The sequence below is a fragment of the Flavobacterium sp. UBA4197 genome (assembly GCF_002379575.1).
In the GTDB taxonomy this organism is placed as follows: domain Bacteria; phylum Bacteroidota; class Bacteroidia; order Flavobacteriales; family Flavobacteriaceae; genus Flavobacterium; species Flavobacterium inviolabile.
On sequence record NZ_DFUB01000001.1, the window covers coordinates 59380 to 79134 of the forward strand.

Below are 19755 nucleotides of genomic sequence, written 5' to 3' on the forward strand. Positions count from 1 at the left end.
AGACCGAAATCCATCGTGCGTTTCCACCATTAAAAAATCTGAAATCAGATTATAATTTTTGAAGTTCTGCCAAAACTTTTTTACCAACAGCTTCTGCAGAAGCCGGATTTTGTCCGGTTACCAGACGTTGGTCGGCAACGGCATGTGACTGCCATAAGCCTGTTTTTTCAAATTTAGCACCCCGTTCAATTAATTTGTCTTCCAGCATAAAAGGAACTACTTTTTCCAGTCCCACAGCAATTTCTTCTTCATTGGTAAAACCGTTTACTTTTTTACCGTCAACAAGGTATTTGCCGTTTGTTAGCTTGATGTTCACCAATCCCGCAGGACCGTGGCAGACAGCGCTTACAATACCGTTGTTTTCATAGATTTTGGCAGCCAGTGCCGCAATCTCTTTGTTTTCCGGTAAATCCCACATTGCTCCGTGTCCGCCGGCAAAATGAATGGCAACATAATCCTTCGGATTGACTTCGGAAGGTTTCATGGTATTTTCAACTTTTGCATGATAGGTTTTATCGTCCCAGAATTTTTTGTTGATCGGATCTTTTAAATCAAATCCGTCCACAGGGGCTTTACCGCCTTTCGGGCTCACGAAATCAATTTCATAACCGGCATTGTGCAGTACTTCCCACGGATGGGAAACCTCGCTCAGGTAGTAACCGGTAGGTTCGCCGGTGCTGCCTTTCTGACCATGACTGGTAACTACAAATAAGATTTTCTTTTTCATTGGTACTGATTTTTTAGTTTGTGCGGTTGCTTCATTTCCTGTCAATAGGATGGTGCAGCCCGCGAATACCATCATACTTAATGCCAATAGGTGTTTTAATTTCTTCATCATTATATAAAAATAGTTAGTTCCTGATTAATAAGATTTAATTCGTCTGCTGTCAGTTCAAAATGCAGTGCCTGTGCATTGGAAACTGCCTGTTCGGCATTTCTGGCTCCGGCTAAAACTACTGTAATTCCCGGTTGTTGTACCGTCCAGCGTAGAACCAGTTGTGCCAGCGTGACATTTTTACTGTCGGCTATCGGTGTGATTTTGTCAAGGAAGCTCTTTACCTTTTCCAGATCATATTGCCCGAAGTAGCCGTTTCGATGATCGCTTTCTGACAATTTACCGTCTTTAAAGTATTTACCGGTTAACAGACCTCTTTCCATAGGGCTGTATGCAATGATACCGATGTTGTTTTCAAGGGTATAGGGTACCAGCTCTTTTTCAATCGTGCGGTTCAACATGCTGTAAGCAACCTGATTGGAAGCTAAAGTTACGGTTTTTTTAGCTTCTTCTAATTGGGAAGCGCTGTAATTGGAAACTCCGGCAGTTTTAATTTTTCCCTGCTGTATCAACAATTCCAAAGCTTCCATGGTTTCGTCAATTGGAGTAGTACTGTCCGGCCAGTGCAGTTGCAGCAGGTCGATATAATCGGTTTTCAAACGTTGCAGGCTTTCTTCTACCTCTTTGATCACATTGGCTTTGGAGGCATATTTGTATATCGGGGTACCGTCGGCATCAAAGAAGTATTCACCTTTTCCGTTATTGCTGCCATCCCATACTAACCCGAATTTTGTCAGGATTTGTACGCTGCTTCTGTCTCTGCCTTTTAAAGCTTCGCCAATCATTTCTTCACTGAGTCCGAAACCGTAAAACGGAGCCGTATCAATACTGGTAACACCATTATCAATAGAAGCGCGGATGGCTGCGATGGAATCGTTTTTTTCATTTCCGCCCCACATCGTTCCGCCAATGGCAAAGGCACCAAGCGTGATAGGGGATACTTTAAGGTCTGTTTTTCCTAAATTTCTCATAGCTATAATTAAAGTGTATGTATTGTTGTTGGGGTATAAAACGGATAATCGGTATATCCGGCTGCATTACCGCCAAAGAACTGTTCGCGGATGGGTTCGTTGAGCGGCAGGTTGTTTTCCAGGCGGTATGGCAAATCGGGATTGGCAATAAACGGCCTGCCAAAACCAATTAAGTCAGTCCAGCCTTCCTGTAACGCTTTTTCGGCTCTTTCTTTGGTGTATTTTCCGGAATAGATGAGTGTTCCGGAAAAATGACTGCGGATAGCCTTTTTAAAAGCAACCGGCATTAGCGGAGCATCTTCCCAGTCGGCTTCGGCAATATGAATATAAGCGACCTTTAAGGCTTCCAGTACTTTTACTGCTTCCGTATAGGTTTCCTCCGGATTATCGTCAACGGCACCTTGCAGTGTGGTTAGCGGTGCTAAACGAACGCCGGTTTTTTCACTGCCTATAGCTGCGGTAACAGCGGTAACCACTTCTTTCAGGAAACGCAGCCTGTTTGCTAACGAACCGCCGTATTCATCCGTACGGTTATTAGCCTGCGAATCGATAAACTGGTTAATCAGATAACCGTTGGCACCGTGTATTTCAATACCGTCAAATCCGGCTTCCAATGCATTTTTAGCCGCCTGTGCATATTCGGAAACGATGTCCTTGATTTCCGGAACCGTTAAGGCTCTCGGTCTGGAGTGCTGAACCATTTCGCCCACACCGTTCTCAGGACCTTTTCCTTCGGCATCCACAAAAACTTTAACCCCTTCGGCAACCAGTTCGCTGGACGAAACCGGAGGCTGGTTGTTTTCCTGCAGCGCAATGTGCGACACACGGCCCACATGCCATAGCTGGGCAAAAATGATCCCGTTATGCTGGTGAACAGCATCGGTAACCTGCTGCCATCCTTTGATTTGTTCCGGGGTATAAATTCCGGGTGTCCAGGCATAACCCTGTCCCTGGCGGCTAATCTGGGTTCCTTCGGAAATGATCAATCCGGCTGAGGTTCTTTGTTTATAGTATTCTGCCATAAGCGGAGTGGCGACATCACCTTTTCCGGCTCTGGAGCGGGTCATCGGCGGCATCACAATCCGGTTTTTCAATACAATGTTTCCGAGGGTATGATTTTTAAACAACATGTTGATATTCTTTATAATTAAAATGGGGGATTACTTTTTGAGCTATTTTTTCCAGTGCTTCCTGAACCGGAGTTTCCGATTTGCGCAAGTGCAATGCCATGTGGTTGACACCTGCTTCTTCATATTGTTTGAGCAGCGGCAACAAACCGTTTATACCGACTGATCCGCCAAAACGATGCGGTTTGAACGGGGCATCATCATCGGCTGAAAGATTCAGGTGAAAAGCCGTGATATACGGTTTGGATGCCTGGTCGTTATCGTATAGAACGTTGCGCCAGTCGATTACCATTTGTGCCGTTTCTTCCACCGGACGCGGGTAGTTGAACCAGCCCTGCATGTTTCGGGCAATCCAGTCCATATTTTGCTGTGCCCTTCCGGCAATAATCCACGGAATCGGGTTTTCCGGTTTCGGATAAATTTGGATCCGGTTGTCCAGGTTTTTATAGAACCGGTTCAGTTCGCTATGCTCTTTCCAGGCTTCCAGCATGATCTGGTGGTTTTCGATAAAGCGTTCCGCCCTGTTTTCAAAGTCATAACCGAATAACGGAAATTCAACAGGTCGGTCGCCTAAACCCACTCCTAAAAGCAACCGGCTTCCGGACAGGTTTTCTATCGTAGCGACAGCTTTTGCGAGTTGCAGCGGGTCGTGCAGCGGTAAAACTACCGCAGCGGTTCCCAATACGATCGATTTAGTAATTCCGGCGATATAGCCCAGGTAGGCCATAGTGTCAAATAACTGAGCACCGTCACCAAAATCCGGATCATAAACAGGGACTTCGCGCATCCATAAGGCTGCAAATCCCAGTTGGTCAGCCAGTTTGATGTATTCGGTATGCCGGCTGATGTCCGGTATACCGAAAGGACGTCCTGCTGCATTGCGTTTCTTTTCTCCGGCCAGTGACCAATCGTTATCTAAAGGAAATTCGAGTCCGATGGTCATTTTTCCGGGAACGTGTATTTTACAGATTGTTTCACATATCGTTTCCATAATCAATTCTTTTTTTCTCTTTTAAAACTGATAAAGCTTACCACAAAACCAATAGCAACCAGAATAGCGCCTACCCATGGAGTAGCCTGGATACCTAAAGAAGATTCCACAATGGTTCCGCCAATAAAGGCACCGATGGCGATTCCGACATTAAAAGCGGCAATGTTCAGTGCCGAAGCGACATCTTCCGTTCCGGGTAAATATTTTTCGGCCATCTGAACTACATATAGCTGTAATCCGGGTACATTTGAAAAGGCAAGGATTCCCATAGCAAACAGGGTCATTACCGCAGCTGTTTTGTTGTAAACGGTAAAGGATAATACCAGTAAAACAATGGCCTGTAGTATAAACATGATCATTAAGGCTTTGGCAGGCTTATGATTTGATACTTTACCGCCAATGACATTTCCCAAAGCAATCGCAATTCCGTAGATCAGTAACAATAAACCGGTTACATCGGCAGAAAATCCGGTAATGTTTTCCAGTAAGGGCGCCATATAGGTAAAGGTTACAAAAGTCCCGCCATATCCTAAGGCTGTTATTGCCAATACTAAAAGAATGGACGGATTTTTCAATACTTTAAGCTGATCGCTCAGTTTTAAGGCTTTGCTTTTCTGAATGGTGTTTGGTACCAGCAGGCTGCTGGCTATAAACCCGATGATTCCTAATAATGCCACACCAATAAAAGTAGCTCTCCATCCGAAATGCTGTCCGATATAAGTTCCTAACGGTACTCCGGTTACGATGGCAACGGTTAATCCGGCAAACATAATGGCGATGGCACTGGCTCTTTTATCTTCCGGAACCAATCCGGCGGCGATGGTTGCCCCGATGGAGAAAAAGACTCCGTGTGCAAATCCGGTTAATATCCGGGCGAGTACTAAGGTGATAAATGATGGTGCTACCGATGCCAGACCGTTCCCAATGATAAACAGTATCATAATCCCTAAAAGCAGTTTTTTACGGTTGATATGACCGGTTAAGGCGGTTAAAATGGGTGCGCCAATGGCTACTCCTAAAGCATATAAGCTAACCAGTAGTCCGGCTGAAGCAATAGATGTTCCTAAATCTTTGGCAACTGTGGGTAATAAGCCCACAATTACGAATTCGGTGGTTCCGATACCAAAAGCACTAATGGTCAGTGCCCACAAGGCAGCGGGAAGTTTTGTTGATTTTGCCGGTACTGCTGCAACAGCGGCAGTACTGTTGTTATGTATTGTTTTCATATAATGTTATTATCGTATTAATTACTAAAGAAATAAAGTGGTATTCCTGCCGCGTAAAGGGTACAGGCAGCACTTGATCCTAATAATAATTAGTACACAATAACTTGTAAAAACAACGGGTAAAACAATTTCCTACGGTCATATTTATATTGCTAAAAATAACAGTACAAATGTCTGAACAGGCAGGGAACTGTGCGAGGAGTTAGGTCACCGTTTTTTGGTGATGTATATCACACTTTTCAGCTCTTTAACCGGCTGAGGGTTTCCCGGGTTACGCCCAGGTAGGACGCCAGTAATTTTTTAGGAACGCGCTGGATTAATCGCGGCAGTTTCTTGATCAGGTTGTTATAACGTTCTTCGGCTGTTTCGGTGAGCAGCGACATGATGCGTTGCTGCAGGGCGATATACCCGTAATTGGCTTTGATCCGGAAGAAGTTTGCCATAGCCGGAATTTCGCAGCATATTTTCTCACGATCTTCCAGTTTTAAGCAAAAGAATTCGGAATCTTCAATACAATCCATAAACATTCCTGCCGGAACCTGGTTCTGGAAGGCGTGGAAATCGCTGGTCCAGTATTCTTCCATAGCAAACTGCAGGATGTGTTCTTTGCCGTCGGTATCGATGGCATAGGTTTTAACCAGGCCTTTGATAATCCAGAATTCGCAGGGAACCATTTCGCCTTTTTGAACCAAAAACTGGTGTTTGCGCAGTTTCCGGTGTGTAAAATACTGGGAAACATATTCCCATTCACTATCCGATAGCGGGCAAATGGCAGCGATATGTTGGCGTAGGAGGTCGTATTGGTTCATGAGAAAATAATTGTCTTACAAAAATAGCTAAAACAGATGAATTCCGCTTTGCCTGACCGGTAGGAACGAAGTCCGGTTTTAATAAGGATCAGGATGCTCGGGATTACTGTTTGTTTGTACTGGTTTCCGCTTTTCAATATTGTTAAAAAGTGAAAGGGATAAAGACAACAAATTGGTCATTACAATTTCATTATTTTTTGCCTTACTGTGGAATTGTCGTACAGGATCTCTATCGTATACATTCCTTTTGCTAAAGGATTTAAAGATAATACAGCTGTATTTCCGGAATAGTTACGGATTAATTTTCCGGACAGGTCATAGATGTTGATTTTGTTTACAGGCTGATTATTGTCAGGAATATTTATGATGTCCGATGTTGGATTGGGATACACTAAAACGTTCATTGGCTGATGATCCTTTATACTGAGTGACGTACACGGGATTATCACGGGGATATTGGTGTTTGTTGCGGTTCCGTTACCCAATTCCCCTTCGGCATTAATGCCAAAACCGAATAAGGTACCATCATTTTTTAAAGCAAAACTGTAATGCCATCCGGCACTGATTGCCGACCAATTATTTGGAATGCCAACCGTTACGGGTATTGAGGAATTTTGATTATTGCCGTTTCCTAATTCCCCGTAATAATTATTGCCCCAGGTCCATAATGTACCGTCGCTTCGGAAGGCGATTGTTTGTGTGCCGCCGCATTCGATGCCCTGCCAGTTATTTGCCGAGCCTATCTGAGCCGGAATATTGGTGTCGTTTGTTGTTCCGTTTCCTAACTGACCGGAAATATTATATCCCCATGTCCACAAAGTACCATCCTGTTTTATTGCTAAGGAGTGTGCATTGCCGGCTGCAATAGTCTTCCAGTTATTGGCATTGCCTATTTGTGTCGGAATATATTTGTGAATTACTGTTCCGTCGCCTAATCCACCTTTGGTATTAGCGCCCCATGCCCATAAAGTACCGTCTTTTTTAATGCCTAAATTATACCAGTGCCCGGCAGCTATCTCTTTCCAGTTATTATCAGTGCCAATTTGCACGGGAGCAGTGCGGGAAGTGGTCGTTCCGTCTCCTAATTGCCCGTAAAAATTGCTGCCCCACGACCATAGGGTACCGTCTTTTTTTAAGGCAATGGCATGACTGTTTCCAGCTGCTATTTTTTCCCAGTCGTTATGAGTGCCTATCTGGTGCGGTGTTGGGACATTATCTTCGGAAGTATTGGTTCCCAATTGCCCAAAATAATTATTACCCCAGGACCATAAGGTATGGTCTTGGCGGATCGCAAGGGAGAATTGTTCGCCGGCCGCTACAGCTTTCCATTGGTTCTGACTGTTTACGAGGGTGAACAGACTGTAGTATACCTGATAATTGCCGACACCGATCTGTCCGTTTGCATTAAATCCCGATGCCCAAAGACTTCCGTCCTGCCGAATAGCTAAAGTATGATTCCCGCCTGCCGAAACAGATTGCCAGCATTGGGCAAATAGGGAGGAGGTTAATAATAAGAAGGATAAGAAAAAAAGGGATGAAATTTTTTGCATAAGTAAAGAGGATAGGAACGAAGTAAGGATTGCTCTTACATTTTACAAAAGTAATATTTTAGTGGTTATTTTAGATAAGCTGGGGTGCGATATAAATAAAAAACACCCCGGTTTCCCGGGGCGCCTTTCACCACTTTTTTTAAAACGATTATTCCTGAACCATTTTTTGATGGAACGGACAGCCTTTTGCGGCATTTTTGTCTTTTTTGACTTCCACCGGAGTTGAAACCGGGCGGCGGCGGTGCTGATCCTGGATGATCGGGAATACCGAAGTAAAGAAGTTTGTCCAGCCTCCGGTACGCACACGAAGTAAATCGTATTGTTCCGGTGAATCTACTGCTTCACTAAACGTATCCGGATTGGCTACCGTAACCGTTAGTATATTTGAGGATTGTCCCTGGGCAAACTGCTGCATTACCTGCACCAGTTTTTCTACAGGGAAGTCTTCGTCAATGTTGAAATCTGTCGGCGCACCGTCTGTCATCATTTCGGCTCCTTTTCCGTCAAATCCGGCCAGGGCTTCTTCAAATCCGGCAAACTGATGTTCGATTGGTAAATCGGCAGGACTTGGCGCTGCACTCAAATCGGAAGCAACGGTAGTTCCCAAACGACGGCCATCGGCACTGGCACCATTCCAGGCACCCATTTCTACATGGTTTTCAAAGGTTCCCACACCCGGCTGTATCTGGATTCCGAATGGAAACTCTTCCGAGCCAAAGCGGGAAGCCATATTTTTAAGCGTATCGCGTAACTGCGTCCAGGGCTGGGTGAAGGTTTCTACCGAGATTCGGGCAATGCCTTCCAGGATAGTGTTTCCGAAAGCATCGATGTCTTCGTAGCCTCTTCCGTAACGCGGTAAGGATAAGGCTATTTCACGCAAACGTTTGAAACGGTCCGAACGGCTGGCAATACGGGATTCACCTGCCAGGTTACTGATAAACGGTTCGGTCATTTTATAACCCCAGTCACAGCACAGGCATTCCAGTAATTCCGGTAAGGTTGTTACTGCATTTTTATCGTCAAATACCATCGATTTAATGGCATAAAGCGAGTTGATCGTACTGCTCAGGGAAATATAGCACGGTCCGTAAATATTGTATTTGGTTCCGCCGCTGTAAAAATCCTGTCCTTTAGCCAGACAGTCATCCATCAATACATTCAGTATCGGGGAAGGGCAGAATTTGGTGTTGGCACCATAACCCATTAACTGACCGTTAAAGGCTTTTCGGTTTAAAAGGTTGAAATGCTCAAAATAAATTTTTACCAGTTCGTCAAAGCTTTTGATCTGATCGGCCGGTTTTGAGGTTAAAGAAACCACCTGCCCGAATAAATAGGACTGACCGGCAGAAGAGTAGGTTCTGCCCTGGTTTAAGGCACATTCTAACGGTTGTAAGGTAGAGAATCCGCCCAGAGAGAACCAGTTTTCACCCGGAAACTGCGGTTCGTAGCAACCGTCGCAGGCATAATTTTGTGCCGATTGCAAGCTCACTCTGGAATCCCAGTTTTTGTTTTCATCACCTAAGGATCCGCCTACGTTGTCACCGCTGCGGTATAAACCGTCAATAATTTTTTCGTCGTTTAACAATATCGGATGCGCACCTCCGGAAAGCAGAGCATGCGCCGCTTCTTCCAGGATTTCACGCGGAATATCTTTACGCGTTCTCAGCGACAGACATGGCGCATTGAGCGGCAAACGTCCGGAAGAACGGATAAACAGTTTGGTCATGTAATTATAAGCCGGTTTGGAATCGTCAAAAGGAGTTCCGTCGGCAACAGTTCCACCCACGGTGATCTGCTGGATCCATTGTCCTAAAGAAGCACCTTGCGGATAAGGACCGGAACTTCCGCCCATGGCAAGGTTACCAAACGGCTGATGATCTTCCATAAAGATACGGTTCTGTTGTACTTTTTCGTCCAGTTTGATATAGAATGCATCGATTATTTCCTGTGCTTCTGTTTCCGAAACATCATCTTTTTCATAGAAAGGCTGTAACAGCTGATCCATTCTTCCGATCGCTGTAGGCTCACCGTTTAAGTGCAGACAGCTGTGCAGGGTGAAGATGAACTGAACGGCTTCTACCAGAGTATCCGGTTTTTCTGTTGCCAGTTTCGTCATACGATATGCAATAGATTCCAGGTTTTGTCTTTCCCATTCCTGGCCGGCAGTCATTTTTGCTGCTGTTTTACGAGCCAGATCGGCATAGTTTAAGCAGTATTCGGAAATACCTTTTAAAGACAGGTAAGCAGAACGGTACAGTTCTTTTTTCTCGGTATTGTCGGTTTGTTTTTCATAGGCAAGGATTTCTTCCTGCATGGTCAGCAAACCTTTCTGTAAGGCTTTTTCATAATGTGGAATCACGTGTCCCACACCGGAAGCTTCGCTCAGGTTGCTCAGGAAACCGTCCAGACGTTCTGCATCCGAAAGGTATTTCATCACATAGCGGCCTTCACCCAAAGATAAATTCGGCATGGCGCCCACAATGATCTCTTCGGGAGAAATACGGTAAGTGTCGGAACCGTAAACGATTTCGCCTTCTTTTTCACGGAAAGAAGAATACGGAATCAGGGTACCGTCGCTCAAACGGATTCTGCGTCCTCTAAAGCCATAATCGGCAGAGCTGAATAATTGCAGGCTCAAACGAATCGCCCAGCCTTTACGAATCATGATGGATTCGCTCATAATGTCGGCAGGTTTGTCGGTTCCGTTATACTGGTCGATATAATGGCGGATGTCTTCTTTGATTTCTTCCTGTTTGCGGTTAAAGTACCAGTTATCCTGCCAAAGGGAGAAAATATTCTCTAACAGGCTTAAAATACGGTTGGAAGGAACATTGAAATATTTGTTGTCGCGGTTGATTTCGGTCGACATTGTAAACAGGTAATTCTGATGGCTGTAATACATCAGCCCGTTTTTGGACGCATTGCGATAATGGCGGTCCAGACGGGTCCAGTCTACACCCGGAAAACGGGTCCAGTCGCCTTTTTCCATATAGGAAAAGTTGTTTTTGTAATCTTTCATCATGTCCAGATCCAGGTCATCCACACTCGGGATATAGAAGAAACCGCCCAAATCGGATTTTAAGTGATTGAACAAACGGTCGTTCATAAAACCACTGTCTGGACCAATCTGATTGAACATGATGTTTTCCAGTATGCCCACTTCTCTGGAGAAACCGGCAAAGTAGATTCCTTCTTCATCCGAAACGGTAACCGATTTCGGCGTACGGAATCCGCTTCCGGTTTGTTTGGCTCTGCCAAAAGGCAGTCCTAACCGCAGTACCGGGGTTGTATTTCCGTTTTCGTCCTGGATTCGCGCCGATTTAATATGGGAACGGGAATCGCGGTCCGGAATGATCGTATCGTCTGTTTTGCGGCCGATCAAGTCTTCGATCTGGTCTTCCGTCATCATGTTGATCTGATTCCAGTTGATCAGAAAGCGTTGTGCCAGAACAAAGGAACCTCCAAAGTGTTCCATGTCGTCACAGCCGATTAATGTATGTTTTGCAATGGTAATAGGATCGGAAGGATTGTTGAGGTTTTCCGAAAAACGACAGCCTAACACTTTCCCGCGATGTCCGTCTTCTTCATTGGATTTTGAAGCGGCAGCCTGTGCATAGTAATCGGAAGTGTCTTTCTCCAAAGCTTCTATCAGCATTTGTAGTACAATGTCGCAAGCCTCTTCCTTGTCACTTTTAATGTGAAACCAGATATCGCCGTGAGAATCGTCGAAAACATCGTTGGATGTTTTAAAAACGCTCGAATTATAGGGATTGCCACTTTCCGGATAGTTGAATTGCATTCCCTTAGGTAATGTCATCCCTTCATGTTCGCAGATTTCCGCCCAGTTTTTAAACGAAACCCCTAATACAACCGTAGTGTTCTTGTCCTTTAACGCTTCATGCGTGTTGATTGTTGCACGGACAGAAGCCATTAAAATGGACAACTGTAATTTGCTCACCGGCTTATTAAGCCAGAAAGTTGCGAAAATTGCAAACGGAGACGGATACACCAGACCTCGTTGGCAATGTTTCCAAACTTCGTCAAATCTTTCTTCGTAGTTTAGTGTTTTCATGTTGTTTTGTTTGTTGGTTAATGCCTTTATAGTTGTTATTTTAGAAAGCAACGGCGATCCTTTAAGAACATAACGATGCAGTCTTAATAACAGAGAATCTGTCTTCAAAATAAGATATAGAGGATTATAGTGGGAAATCGCTGACTTCAAAAGTATTGAAAAGGACGGTCAGGGCTATACGTACAAACACCTGTTTTTTTGGAGGGATGAGGTGAGAGGTGAAGGGGCAAGGAGCAAAAGGCAAGGGGCAAAAGGCAAGGGGCAAAGGCAAGGGGCAAAGGCAAGGAGGAAGGGGTAAAGAGCAATTGGCAAAAGCAAGAAGAAAGAGGCAAGGGATAAAGGGGAAGAAGCAATTGGTAAAAGGCAAGGAGCAATGTGCAAGAGGTAAAATGTGCTTTCTATTTATTGAGGATGTTGTAGTATTTGACAATATCATATATCGAATATCAACCTTCATAGATCAAAAATCAACCTTCAAATATCATATTTCATACCTCGTATATCAAATATCGTAAATCTCCCTTCTAAAGTTCTCTAAGGCGTTCGTTGAGTTCGCGTCGGAAAGTGATGCCCAAAGGGATTTTCTCGTCCTGGATAACGATGTGTTCTTTTTCGTGCAGGTCGATTTTGTTGATGGCAATGATATAGGATTTGTGGACTCTCATAAAGTTGTCCGATGGGAGCTCCTGTACCAGCTGGTTGGTTGTGATTGCAGTTACAAATGTCCGCTGTTTGGTGAATATCTTCACATAGTTTCCGTAACTCTGGACGTAAAGGATATCTTCCATGCGGATGTCTATGTTTTTTCCGTTCACTTTAACCGATAGTGAAGTAGGGGTAACCGTTTCTTTTTCGGGCATTTGTAAAGAAAGGTAGCGCTCTATGGATTTTAAAAAGCGCGGGAAATAAATCGGTTTTAGAAGATAATCAATCACACCGTAGTCATAGCTTTCCAGTGCAAACTCCGAATAGGCTGTGGTGAGGATCGTTTTGGGCGGCTGTTGCAGGGTTTGCAGCAATTCCAGTCCGCTGATCTCGGGCATGTCGATATCCAGGAACATCAGGTCAACCGGATGCAGGCGCAGGTATTGCAGGGCTTCCACGCCGTTATAGCATTGGGCAACCAATTCCAGCTGCGGATTCTGGTTGATATAGTTCGTCAGTACATAATGTGCTGCCGGTTCATCGTCAACGATAATACACTTTTTAGGGGCTGTCATATCAAATCCATTTCCAAAATTACACGATATTGTTTTTCTTCCTGTTTGATCTGTAAATGATGTTTTTTAGGGTAGAGGATCCGCAAACGTTCGGTGGTATTGCTCAGGCCTATTTTGGTGGAAATTATTTTTCGTTTTTTATCCGGTATCGAATTTAAGGTTTCCAGACGGAGTTTTCCTTCGGTTACCGATAATTTTATTTTTACAAAACAGTTTTCAATCGCACAGGTGCCGTGTTTGAAGGTGTTTTCAATAAACGGAATCAGCAGCATGGGTGCAATCATATAGTTGGTGTCGGCATCGGTTTTATAGTCGAATTCGATCTCACAGCGATAGCCTACACGTTCTTTTTCCAGTTCGATATAGCTGGTGATAAAGTCAACCTCATCCTCCAGCGATACATATTCTTTCTGGGTGTTTTCCACCTGGTAACGCATTAACTGGGAAACACGCATGATCATGTCGGATGTGCGTTCCGGATATTGCAGACTGATGCCGTAAAGCGTATTGAAGGTGTTGAACAGAAAATGCGGGTTTAACTGTCCTTTCAACGCGTTTAACTGTATCTGGTTGTAGAGTAATTCTTTGTTGGTTTTTCTCTTTTGTTCCCGGTAATGTTCGATAAGCTGGAAGCCTCCCAAAATACAGATCAGTGTTCCGGCAAGGGTGCCTAACTGGAAGTGATAGGTTTTTTGTAAAGACGTTTTATAGAGGAAACAGTTTTTATAAAGTATCTCATTTGATGCTTCATGTAAAATAACGGAAAATATTAATATTAAGACAATTGTCGAAAAAATATAGGTGAGTGGCTGGTGTTTTTTAAGCAGGATGGGCAGCAGGAAAAAACGGTTTACCTGGGCATGGCTGTACAAAATCATAAAGTACAGTATGCCGGTCCAAAAGCCTCTCCAGCTCAGGATAAGGATCCAGTCGTTTAGGGTGAAAAGAATAAATGAAAATACCAATATGGCAAATTCCTGCAACCATTTGTTCTCTAAAATCTTCTTCATGCTCATTCCGGATATATAGCTGGCAAAATAAGGATAAAAATATGAATAAATAGGGAGATTAAATGACCAATGCAATTGGTCATTTTTTGTGCGGAATTAGTCATTTTTTAAGACTTCATCTTCGGGATGTGTTGTAGTTTCGCATGATCAAAAATCTTACTACACTAATGATATCACGAAAAATGCCTTTATTATTCCTGTTATTGTGCTTTTCCGGCGGATTTTCCCAATCCCTCACGCTGAAAGAAGCTATCGATAAAGGAGTTGAAAATTACGGCACCATCAAAGCCAAGCAAAAGTATGCGCAGGCTTCGCAAGAGACCGTGAAACAGAGCCAGCGGGACTATTGGCCCAATCTGACTCTGGCGGCTCAGCAGGATTATGGAACGGTAAACGGACAAAACGGTCCCTTATACGGTTTCGGAGGATTGGGAGTGGCTTCTTCCGGATTACCCTTGCCGGAACAAAACTGGAATGCTGCCTTCGGGGCTTTGTACCTGGTGAATATGAACTGGGACTTTTACAGTTTCGGGCGTATCAGGCAGCGGATCGCGGTGTCTAAAGCGGATGCCGACCGTTTTGAAAAAGACCTGGAGCAGGAGAAATTCCAGCATAAAATCAAAATCGCAGGCGCTTACCTGAACTTATTAGCAGGGCAGCGTCTTGAAATATCCCAACAGAAAAATCTGGACCGGGCGATCGTTTTTCAAAGACTCGCCGCCGCGCGCGTGAAGAACGGATTGCTTCCCGGAGTGGATTCTACTCTGGCTTCGGCTGAGGTTTCCCGGGCGCGGATTGCTTTAAATCAGATCAAAGATCAGATTAAAGATCAGAACAACAAACTGACTACGCTGATGGGTATAGCGATTATCGATATTAAAACCGATACGACACTGGTAATCAAATCACCCAATAAAATAATCGGAAGTGATACTTCAATAAATAATACTAATCCGATACTGCAATATTACAAGAGCCGGATGGATTACGGACAGCAGCAGCTGAAGCTTTTCAGAAAGGAATATTACCCAACGTTCAGTTTGTTTGGGGTGTACCAGACGAGGGCTTCCGGATTCAATTCCGATTATGCTGTCGATCAGCATTCGTTTACCCATAACTATTGGGATGGTGTTGACCCTACCCGTCAAAACTACCTGTTTGGAGTGGGCGTAAGCTGGAATCTGACCAGTATTGCCCGTGCAGCCAAAAAAGTAAGCGCCCAGAAATTTGTTTCCGAAGCATTACAGGAGGAATACACCGTTATGGAACAGCAATTTAAAGCACAGTCGGATGCGGCAAATGTAAAAATGCAGCTGGCTATGGAAAGCGACAAAGAAGCGCCAAGACAGGTAAAAGCAGCCGCTCAGGCTTATTTGCAGAAAATGACGCTGTATAAAAACGGACTGACCAATCTGGTTGATGTAACCCAGACACTGTATACTTTAAACCGTGCAGAAACCGACCGTGATATTGTTCGCGTGAACGTTTGGCAGTCCTTGTTGCTCAAAGCAGCTGCTACAGGTGATCTGGATCTTTTTATTAACGAATTATAACCCAATAAGAAATGAATTTAATACGATTTGCACTTCGTAAACCGATTTCGATTATCGTTTTGGTATTGGGGCTTATCATCTTTGGTATTGGTGCCGTAAAAAGCATTAAAGTGGATATTTTACCCAAAATGAACCTGCCGGTAATTTACCTGGCACACCCTTTTGGAGGCTATACACCCAACCAGATGGAGTCCTATTTTGCCAAAAACTACGTGAATATAATGCTGTTTGCCAACGGCGTTAAGTCCATAGAAACAAAGAATATACAGGGACTTACCTTAATGAAAATTTCGTATTATGAAGATACGAATATGGCACAGGCAGCGGCAGAGCTGAGTGCTTTGTCCAATAGAATCCAGGCGGCTTTCCCACCCGGATCGCAGCCGCCGTTTATTATTCGTTTTGACGCGTCTTCACTTCCGGTAGGACAGCTGGTATTGAGCAGTGCGACGCGTTCCAACAATGAATTGCAGGATTTGGCGAATGTGTATGTAAGGGCTTCTTTTACGTCCATTCCGGGACTATTGTCGCCGCCGCCATTTGGAGGAAGCCCGAGAACCGTAGAGGTAAATGTGGATCCCGATTTACTGCGTTCACACAATTTAACTCCGGACCAGATCGTGGAAGCCATCCGTTTAAATAACCAGACGGCACCGTCAGGAAATGTGAGGGTAGGCGATAAAAATTATATTACGCCAACGAATAATACAATCAAGGAGATCAGGGATTTTGAAAAGATCCCGTTGTTTAAAGGTGGTGTTCAGAATTTATATTTAGGAGATGTTGCCACGGTTAAAGACGGTGCAGATATTACTGCCGGTTATGCTTTGGTAAACGGAAAACGTTCGGTATATGTGAGTATTGCCAAAGCCGGTGATGCCTCTACCTGGGATGTGGTACAAAAGCTGAAAGCCGAATTGCCGCGTATTCAGAGTACGCTTCCGGAAGATGTGAAACTATCCTACGAATTTGACCAGTCGGTTTATGTGATCAATTCTGTAAAAAGTTTGATTACCGAAGGGCTTATCGGAGCGATATTAACCGGATTGATGGTGCTTTTGTTCTTAGGTGACAGAAGAGCGGCTTTGATTGTGATCCTGACGATTCCGATTTCGATTATTTCCGGGGTATTGTTCCTGAAGTTATTCGGACAGACAATCAACCTGATGTCGTTGAGCGGATTAGCGCTGGCTATTGGTATCCTGGTTGATGAAAGTACGGTAACGATTGAAAATATCCACCAGCATCTCGATATGGGGAAACCCAAGGCACTCGCCATCTGGGATGCCTGTAAGGAAATAGCCTTGCCGAAATTATTGATTTTGCTGTGTATCCTTGCCGTATTTGCACCGGCGTTTACCATGACCGGAATACCGGGATCGTTATTCCTGCCATTGGCCTTATCCATTGGTTTTTCGATGATTGTTTCGTTTTTGCTGTCGCAGACCTTTGTGCCGATTATGGCAAACTGGTTAATGAAAGATCATGCAAAAGTGCCGCATCCGGAAACAATATCCGATGATGAAGCTGTATTTATGGCTTCGGGACTGACTCCGGAATCGGAAAAAGACACGATGGATCAGAAGAAAATACTGGTTAGCCGTAAAGATTTTAATAATGATGGAAAAATCAGTCCGTTTGAGAAGTTCCGTAACCGATTTATGAGGCTAATCAACCGCCTGTTCCATTTTAAAAAGCCAATTACGATTGCTTACCTTGTTGGGGTAACCGCTTTAGCGATATTGCTGCTAAACATTATCGGGCAGGATGTATTCCCGAAAGTGAATTCCAGTCAGTTCCAGATGCGTTTAAAAGCACCGGACGGAACCCGTTTGGAGCGCACGGAGGAAAAGGCCAAAATAGCTTTAGCCGAACTGGAAAAGATTGTCGGAAAAGAGCATGTATCGATTTCCTCGGTTTATGTAGGGCAGCACCCTTCGCTGTTTTCCGTATCGCCCATATACCTGTTTATGGCAGGACCGCACGAAGCAGTATTCCAGGTAGCCTTAAAAGACTACCACCGGGATATGGATGATTTTAAAGACGAATACCGCCAGCATCTTAAAAAGCTGTTGCCGGATGTAAAAGTGTCTTTTGAGCCTATTGAATTAACAGATAAAGTATTGAGTCAGGGATCGCCAACGCCGGTTGAGATTCGTATTGCCGGAAAAAACAAAAAGAAAAACGAGGAGTATGCGAACAAGATCATGGCACAGCTGGAAGAGAAATCGTATTTCAGGGATATACAATTGGCACAGCCTATTAAATATCCGGCACTGGATATTAATATTGACAGGGTAAGAGCAGCACAATTGGGTGTGGATATGAGTGAAATATCCCGTTCCTTGATTGCGTCAACATCGTCTTCCCGATATACCGAAAAGAATACCTGGATAGACGAAAAGGCAGGTTTGTCCTATAATGTACAGGTTCAGGTGCCTTTGGATAAAATGACGGATGTTAAGGAAATAGGGGAAATTCCGTTGCTTAAAAATACGGCACGTCCGGTATTGAGCGATGTGGCGACCATTACGCCATCTTTTACTTATGGTGAGAATGACAACTTAGGAGCGATGCCGTATATTTCGGTTACGGCGAATATTGATCATACCGATCTGGGTACTGCTTCAAAAGACGTACAGCAGGTAATTGGTTCGCTGGGCGAATTGCCAAGAGGTATGTTTATTGAGCAGATCGGATTGGGTAAAGTACTTAAAGAAACAATGGGCAGTCTGGAATCCGGATTACTGGTAGCGGTAATCGTGATCTTCCTGATGCTGTCGGCCAACTTCCAGTCATTCCGTATTTCCTTAGTGATTTTAACTGCGGTTCCGGCGGTGGTATTGGGTTCCTTGCTGTTGCTTTTGGCAACCGGATCCACGCTTAACCTGCAGTCCTATATGGGAATCATCATGTCGGTGGGAGTATCCATTGCCAATGCCGTATTGCTGGTCACCAATGCAGAACAATTGCGAAAGCACAATAATAATGCCCTGGCATCGGCAAGAGAAGCAGCTTCTTTGCGATTACGGCCTATCATTATGACGAGTATCGCAATGATTGCCGGGATGCTGCCAATGGCAATCGGACACGGAGAAAGCGGTGAGCAGGTTTCGCCGTTGGGAAGAGCGGTAATCGGAGGATTATTATTCTCTACTTTTACGGTATTGGTTATTTTACCGGTTATTTTTGCCTGGGTTATGGGTAAAACAGGAATACAGTCGGTATCGTTAGATCCGGAAGACAAAGAAAGTAAACATTATATAGCGGCATTAGCACAAACAGATGAGAAATAATTTAGCAAAAGCAATCGTATTTTTAGGAACGACAGCACTGGTAGCAGGCTGTCAGACTTCGGCAAAGCAAAATGACGCGGTAGCAGAAAAACTACCGGTTATAGAAACCTTTGCTCCTAAAAAAGAAATATTAACTACAGAACTTCGTATGCCGGCAGAAATTACAGGATTTCAGCAGGTGGATATTTATGCGAAAGTGAGCAGTTATGTAAAAGAGTTAAAAGCCGACATTGGTTCGCAGGTTAAAAAAGGGCAGCTTTTAATGCTGCTGGAAGCACCCGAGCTGAGTTCGCAGCTTGCGGCCGCCCAATCGCGTTTGCGTTCGCAGGAAGCGGTTTATACGGCCAGCAGAAGTACCTATAACCGTTTGTTTGAAACCAGCAAGGTGGAAGGAACGGTTTCCCGTAACGACCTGGAAGTGGCCGAGGCACGAAAGAATTCCGATTTTGCCCAATATCAGGCCGCAAAAGCGGCTTATACGGAGATACAGACCTTATTGGGGTATTTGCAGATCAGAGCGCCGTTTGACGGAGTAGTGGCGACGCGTAACGTAAACCACGGAGCTTACGTTGGTCCGGCAGGGAAAGGTTCGGAAGCGCCGTTGATGACGATTCAGCAGCAAAACAAACTGCGTCTTTCGGTATATGTTCCGGAACAGTATTCCGGGTATTTAAAGAACGGAAGTGCGTTGCAGTTTTCGGTTAAATCGCTGCCGGGACAAACCTTTTCGGCAACGATTGCGCGTATGTCCGGTGCTCTGGACAGCAAGCTGCGCTCCGAAAGAGTGGAAATGGATGTGATCAATGCCGGCAACAAGCTGCTTCCGGGTATGGTTGCCGAAGTACAGCTGCCGTTAACGGCAAAAGACAGTACGTATGTAGTGCCTAAAACTGCTGTGGTAACTTCCAGTGAAGGTACTTTTGTGATTGTTGTAGCAGATCATAAAACCAGCCGTTTACCGGTTCAGAAAGGACGTGTCCTGGAAGATCGGGTAGAGGTATTCGGAGCGATTTCGGATAGTACGCAGCTGGTGAAACTGGCAACAGAAGAAATACCGGACGGAACTTCGGTTAAATAATAAAAAAAGGGAACGTT

13 protein-coding genes are annotated in these 19755 nt (G+C 44.5%); 3 read left to right on the top strand and 10 right to left on the bottom strand.

Annotated features, from left to right (window positions below):
- Positions 1-49 precede the first annotated feature (49 nt).
- From B3394_RS00295 to B3394_RS00340, 10 genes are all read right to left on the bottom strand, one after another.
- Positions 50-727, bottom strand: coding sequence for a type 1 glutamine amidotransferase domain-containing protein (locus B3394_RS00295; protein WP_286911797.1), 678 nt, complete (start codon positions 725-727; stop codon positions 50-52).
- 110 nt (positions 728-837) lie between these two features.
- Positions 838-1812: an aldo/keto reductase gene (locus tag B3394_RS00300; RefSeq protein WP_286911970.1), complete on the bottom strand. Its 975-nt coding sequence runs from the start codon at positions 1810-1812 to the stop codon at positions 838-840.
- Between the two features lie 2 nt (positions 1813-1814).
- Positions 1815-2936: an alkene reductase gene (locus B3394_RS00305; RefSeq protein ID WP_286911798.1), complete on the bottom strand. Its 1122-nt coding sequence runs from the start codon at positions 2934-2936 to the stop codon at positions 1815-1817.
- Positions 2926-3924, bottom strand: a complete 999-nt coding sequence (locus tag B3394_RS00310; RefSeq protein ID WP_286911799.1) for a TIGR03571 family LLM class oxidoreductase — start codon at positions 3922-3924, stop codon at positions 2926-2928. Before B3394_RS00310 ends, B3394_RS00305 begins: the two co-directional genes overlap by 11 nt.
- A 2-nt stretch (positions 3925-3926) precedes the next feature.
- Positions 3927-5150 carry an MFS transporter gene (locus tag B3394_RS00315; protein ID WP_177734767.1) on the bottom strand — a complete coding sequence of 408 codons (1224 nt, stop codon included), beginning with the start codon at positions 5148-5150 and terminating at the stop codon, positions 3927-3929.
- A gap of 239 nt (positions 5151-5389) precedes the next feature.
- Entirely contained in the window at positions 5390-5959 is a 570-nt protein-coding gene (locus B3394_RS00320; protein WP_177734766.1) for a Crp/Fnr family transcriptional regulator, read from the bottom strand.
- A 179-nt stretch (positions 5960-6138) separates the two neighbouring features.
- The gene (locus tag B3394_RS00325; protein WP_286911800.1) at positions 6139-7509 is read right to left on the bottom strand and encodes a T9SS type A sorting domain-containing protein; all 1371 of its coding nucleotides are present in this window, start codon (positions 7507-7509) and stop codon (positions 6139-6141) included.
- 148 nt (positions 7510-7657) lie between these two features.
- Complete coding sequence (locus tag B3394_RS00330; RefSeq protein WP_286911801.1) at positions 7658-11581, bottom strand: Dyp-type peroxidase; 3924 nt, start codon at positions 11579-11581, stop codon at positions 7658-7660.
- Between the two features lie 524 nt (positions 11582-12105).
- On the bottom strand, positions 12106-12801 hold the full coding sequence (locus B3394_RS00335; RefSeq protein ID WP_286911802.1) for a LytR/AlgR family response regulator transcription factor: 696 nt from the start codon (positions 12799-12801) through the stop codon (positions 12106-12108).
- Entirely contained in the window at positions 12798-13811 is a 1014-nt protein-coding gene (locus B3394_RS00340; protein ID WP_317168390.1) for a sensor histidine kinase, read from the bottom strand. Before B3394_RS00340 ends, B3394_RS00335 begins: the two co-directional genes overlap by 4 nt.
- 167 nt (positions 13812-13978) lie before the next feature.
- On the opposite strand from B3394_RS00340, the gene B3394_RS00345 reads away from it, so the two are divergent.
- From B3394_RS00345 to B3394_RS00355, 3 genes are read left to right on the top strand one after another with little or no spacing between them, the layout of a single operon-like run.
- On the top strand, positions 13979-15364 hold the full coding sequence (locus tag B3394_RS00345) for a TolC family protein (protein ID WP_286911803.1): 1386 nt from the start codon (positions 13979-13981) through the stop codon (positions 15362-15364).
- 11 nt (positions 15365-15375) lie between these two features.
- A complete protein-coding gene (locus B3394_RS00350; RefSeq protein WP_286911804.1) occupies positions 15376-18660 on the top strand; it encodes an efflux RND transporter permease subunit in 3285 nt (1094 codons plus the stop codon).
- The gene (locus B3394_RS00355) at positions 18650-19738 is read left to right on the top strand and encodes an efflux RND transporter periplasmic adaptor subunit (RefSeq protein ID WP_286911805.1); all 1089 of its coding nucleotides are present in this window, start codon (positions 18650-18652) and stop codon (positions 19736-19738) included. Before B3394_RS00350 ends, B3394_RS00355 begins: the two co-directional genes overlap by 11 nt.
- Positions 19739-19755: the final 17 nt, after the last annotated feature.

Coding starts and splice junctions, on each gene's coding strand:
- B3394_RS00340 (WP_317168390.1), bottom strand. CDS start 13,811: ATGAAGAAGATTTTAGAGAACAAATGGTTGCAGGAATTTGCCATATTG.
- B3394_RS00325 (WP_286911800.1), bottom strand. CDS start 7,509: ATGCAAAAAATTTCATCCCTTTTTTTCTTATCCTTCTTATTATTAACC.
- B3394_RS00350 (WP_286911804.1), top strand. CDS start 15,376: ATGAATTTAATACGATTTGCACTTCGTAAACCGATTTCGATTATCGTT.
- B3394_RS00305 (WP_286911798.1), bottom strand. CDS start 2,936: ATGTTGTTTAAAAATCATACCCTCGGAAACATTGTATTGAAAAACCGG.
- B3394_RS00345 (WP_286911803.1), top strand. CDS start 13,979: ATGATATCACGAAAAATGCCTTTATTATTCCTGTTATTGTGCTTTTCC.
- B3394_RS00315 (WP_177734767.1), bottom strand. CDS start 5,150: ATGAAAACAATACATAACAACAGTACTGCCGCTGTTGCAGCAGTACCG.
- B3394_RS00330 (WP_286911801.1), bottom strand. CDS start 11,581: ATGAAAACACTAAACTACGAAGAAAGATTTGACGAAGTTTGGAAACAT.
- B3394_RS00335 (WP_286911802.1), bottom strand. CDS start 12,801: ATGACAGCCCCTAAAAAGTGTATTATCGTTGACGATGAACCGGCAGCA.
- B3394_RS00355 (WP_286911805.1), top strand. CDS start 18,650: ATGAGAAATAATTTAGCAAAAGCAATCGTATTTTTAGGAACGACAGCA.
- B3394_RS00295 (WP_286911797.1), bottom strand. CDS start 727: ATGAAAAAGAAAATCTTATTTGTAGTTACCAGTCATGGTCAGAAAGGC.
- B3394_RS00320 (WP_177734766.1), bottom strand. CDS start 5,959: ATGAACCAATACGACCTCCTACGCCAACATATCGCTGCCATTTGCCCG.
- B3394_RS00310 (WP_286911799.1), bottom strand. CDS start 3,924: ATGGAAACGATATGTGAAACAATCTGTAAAATACACGTTCCCGGAAAA.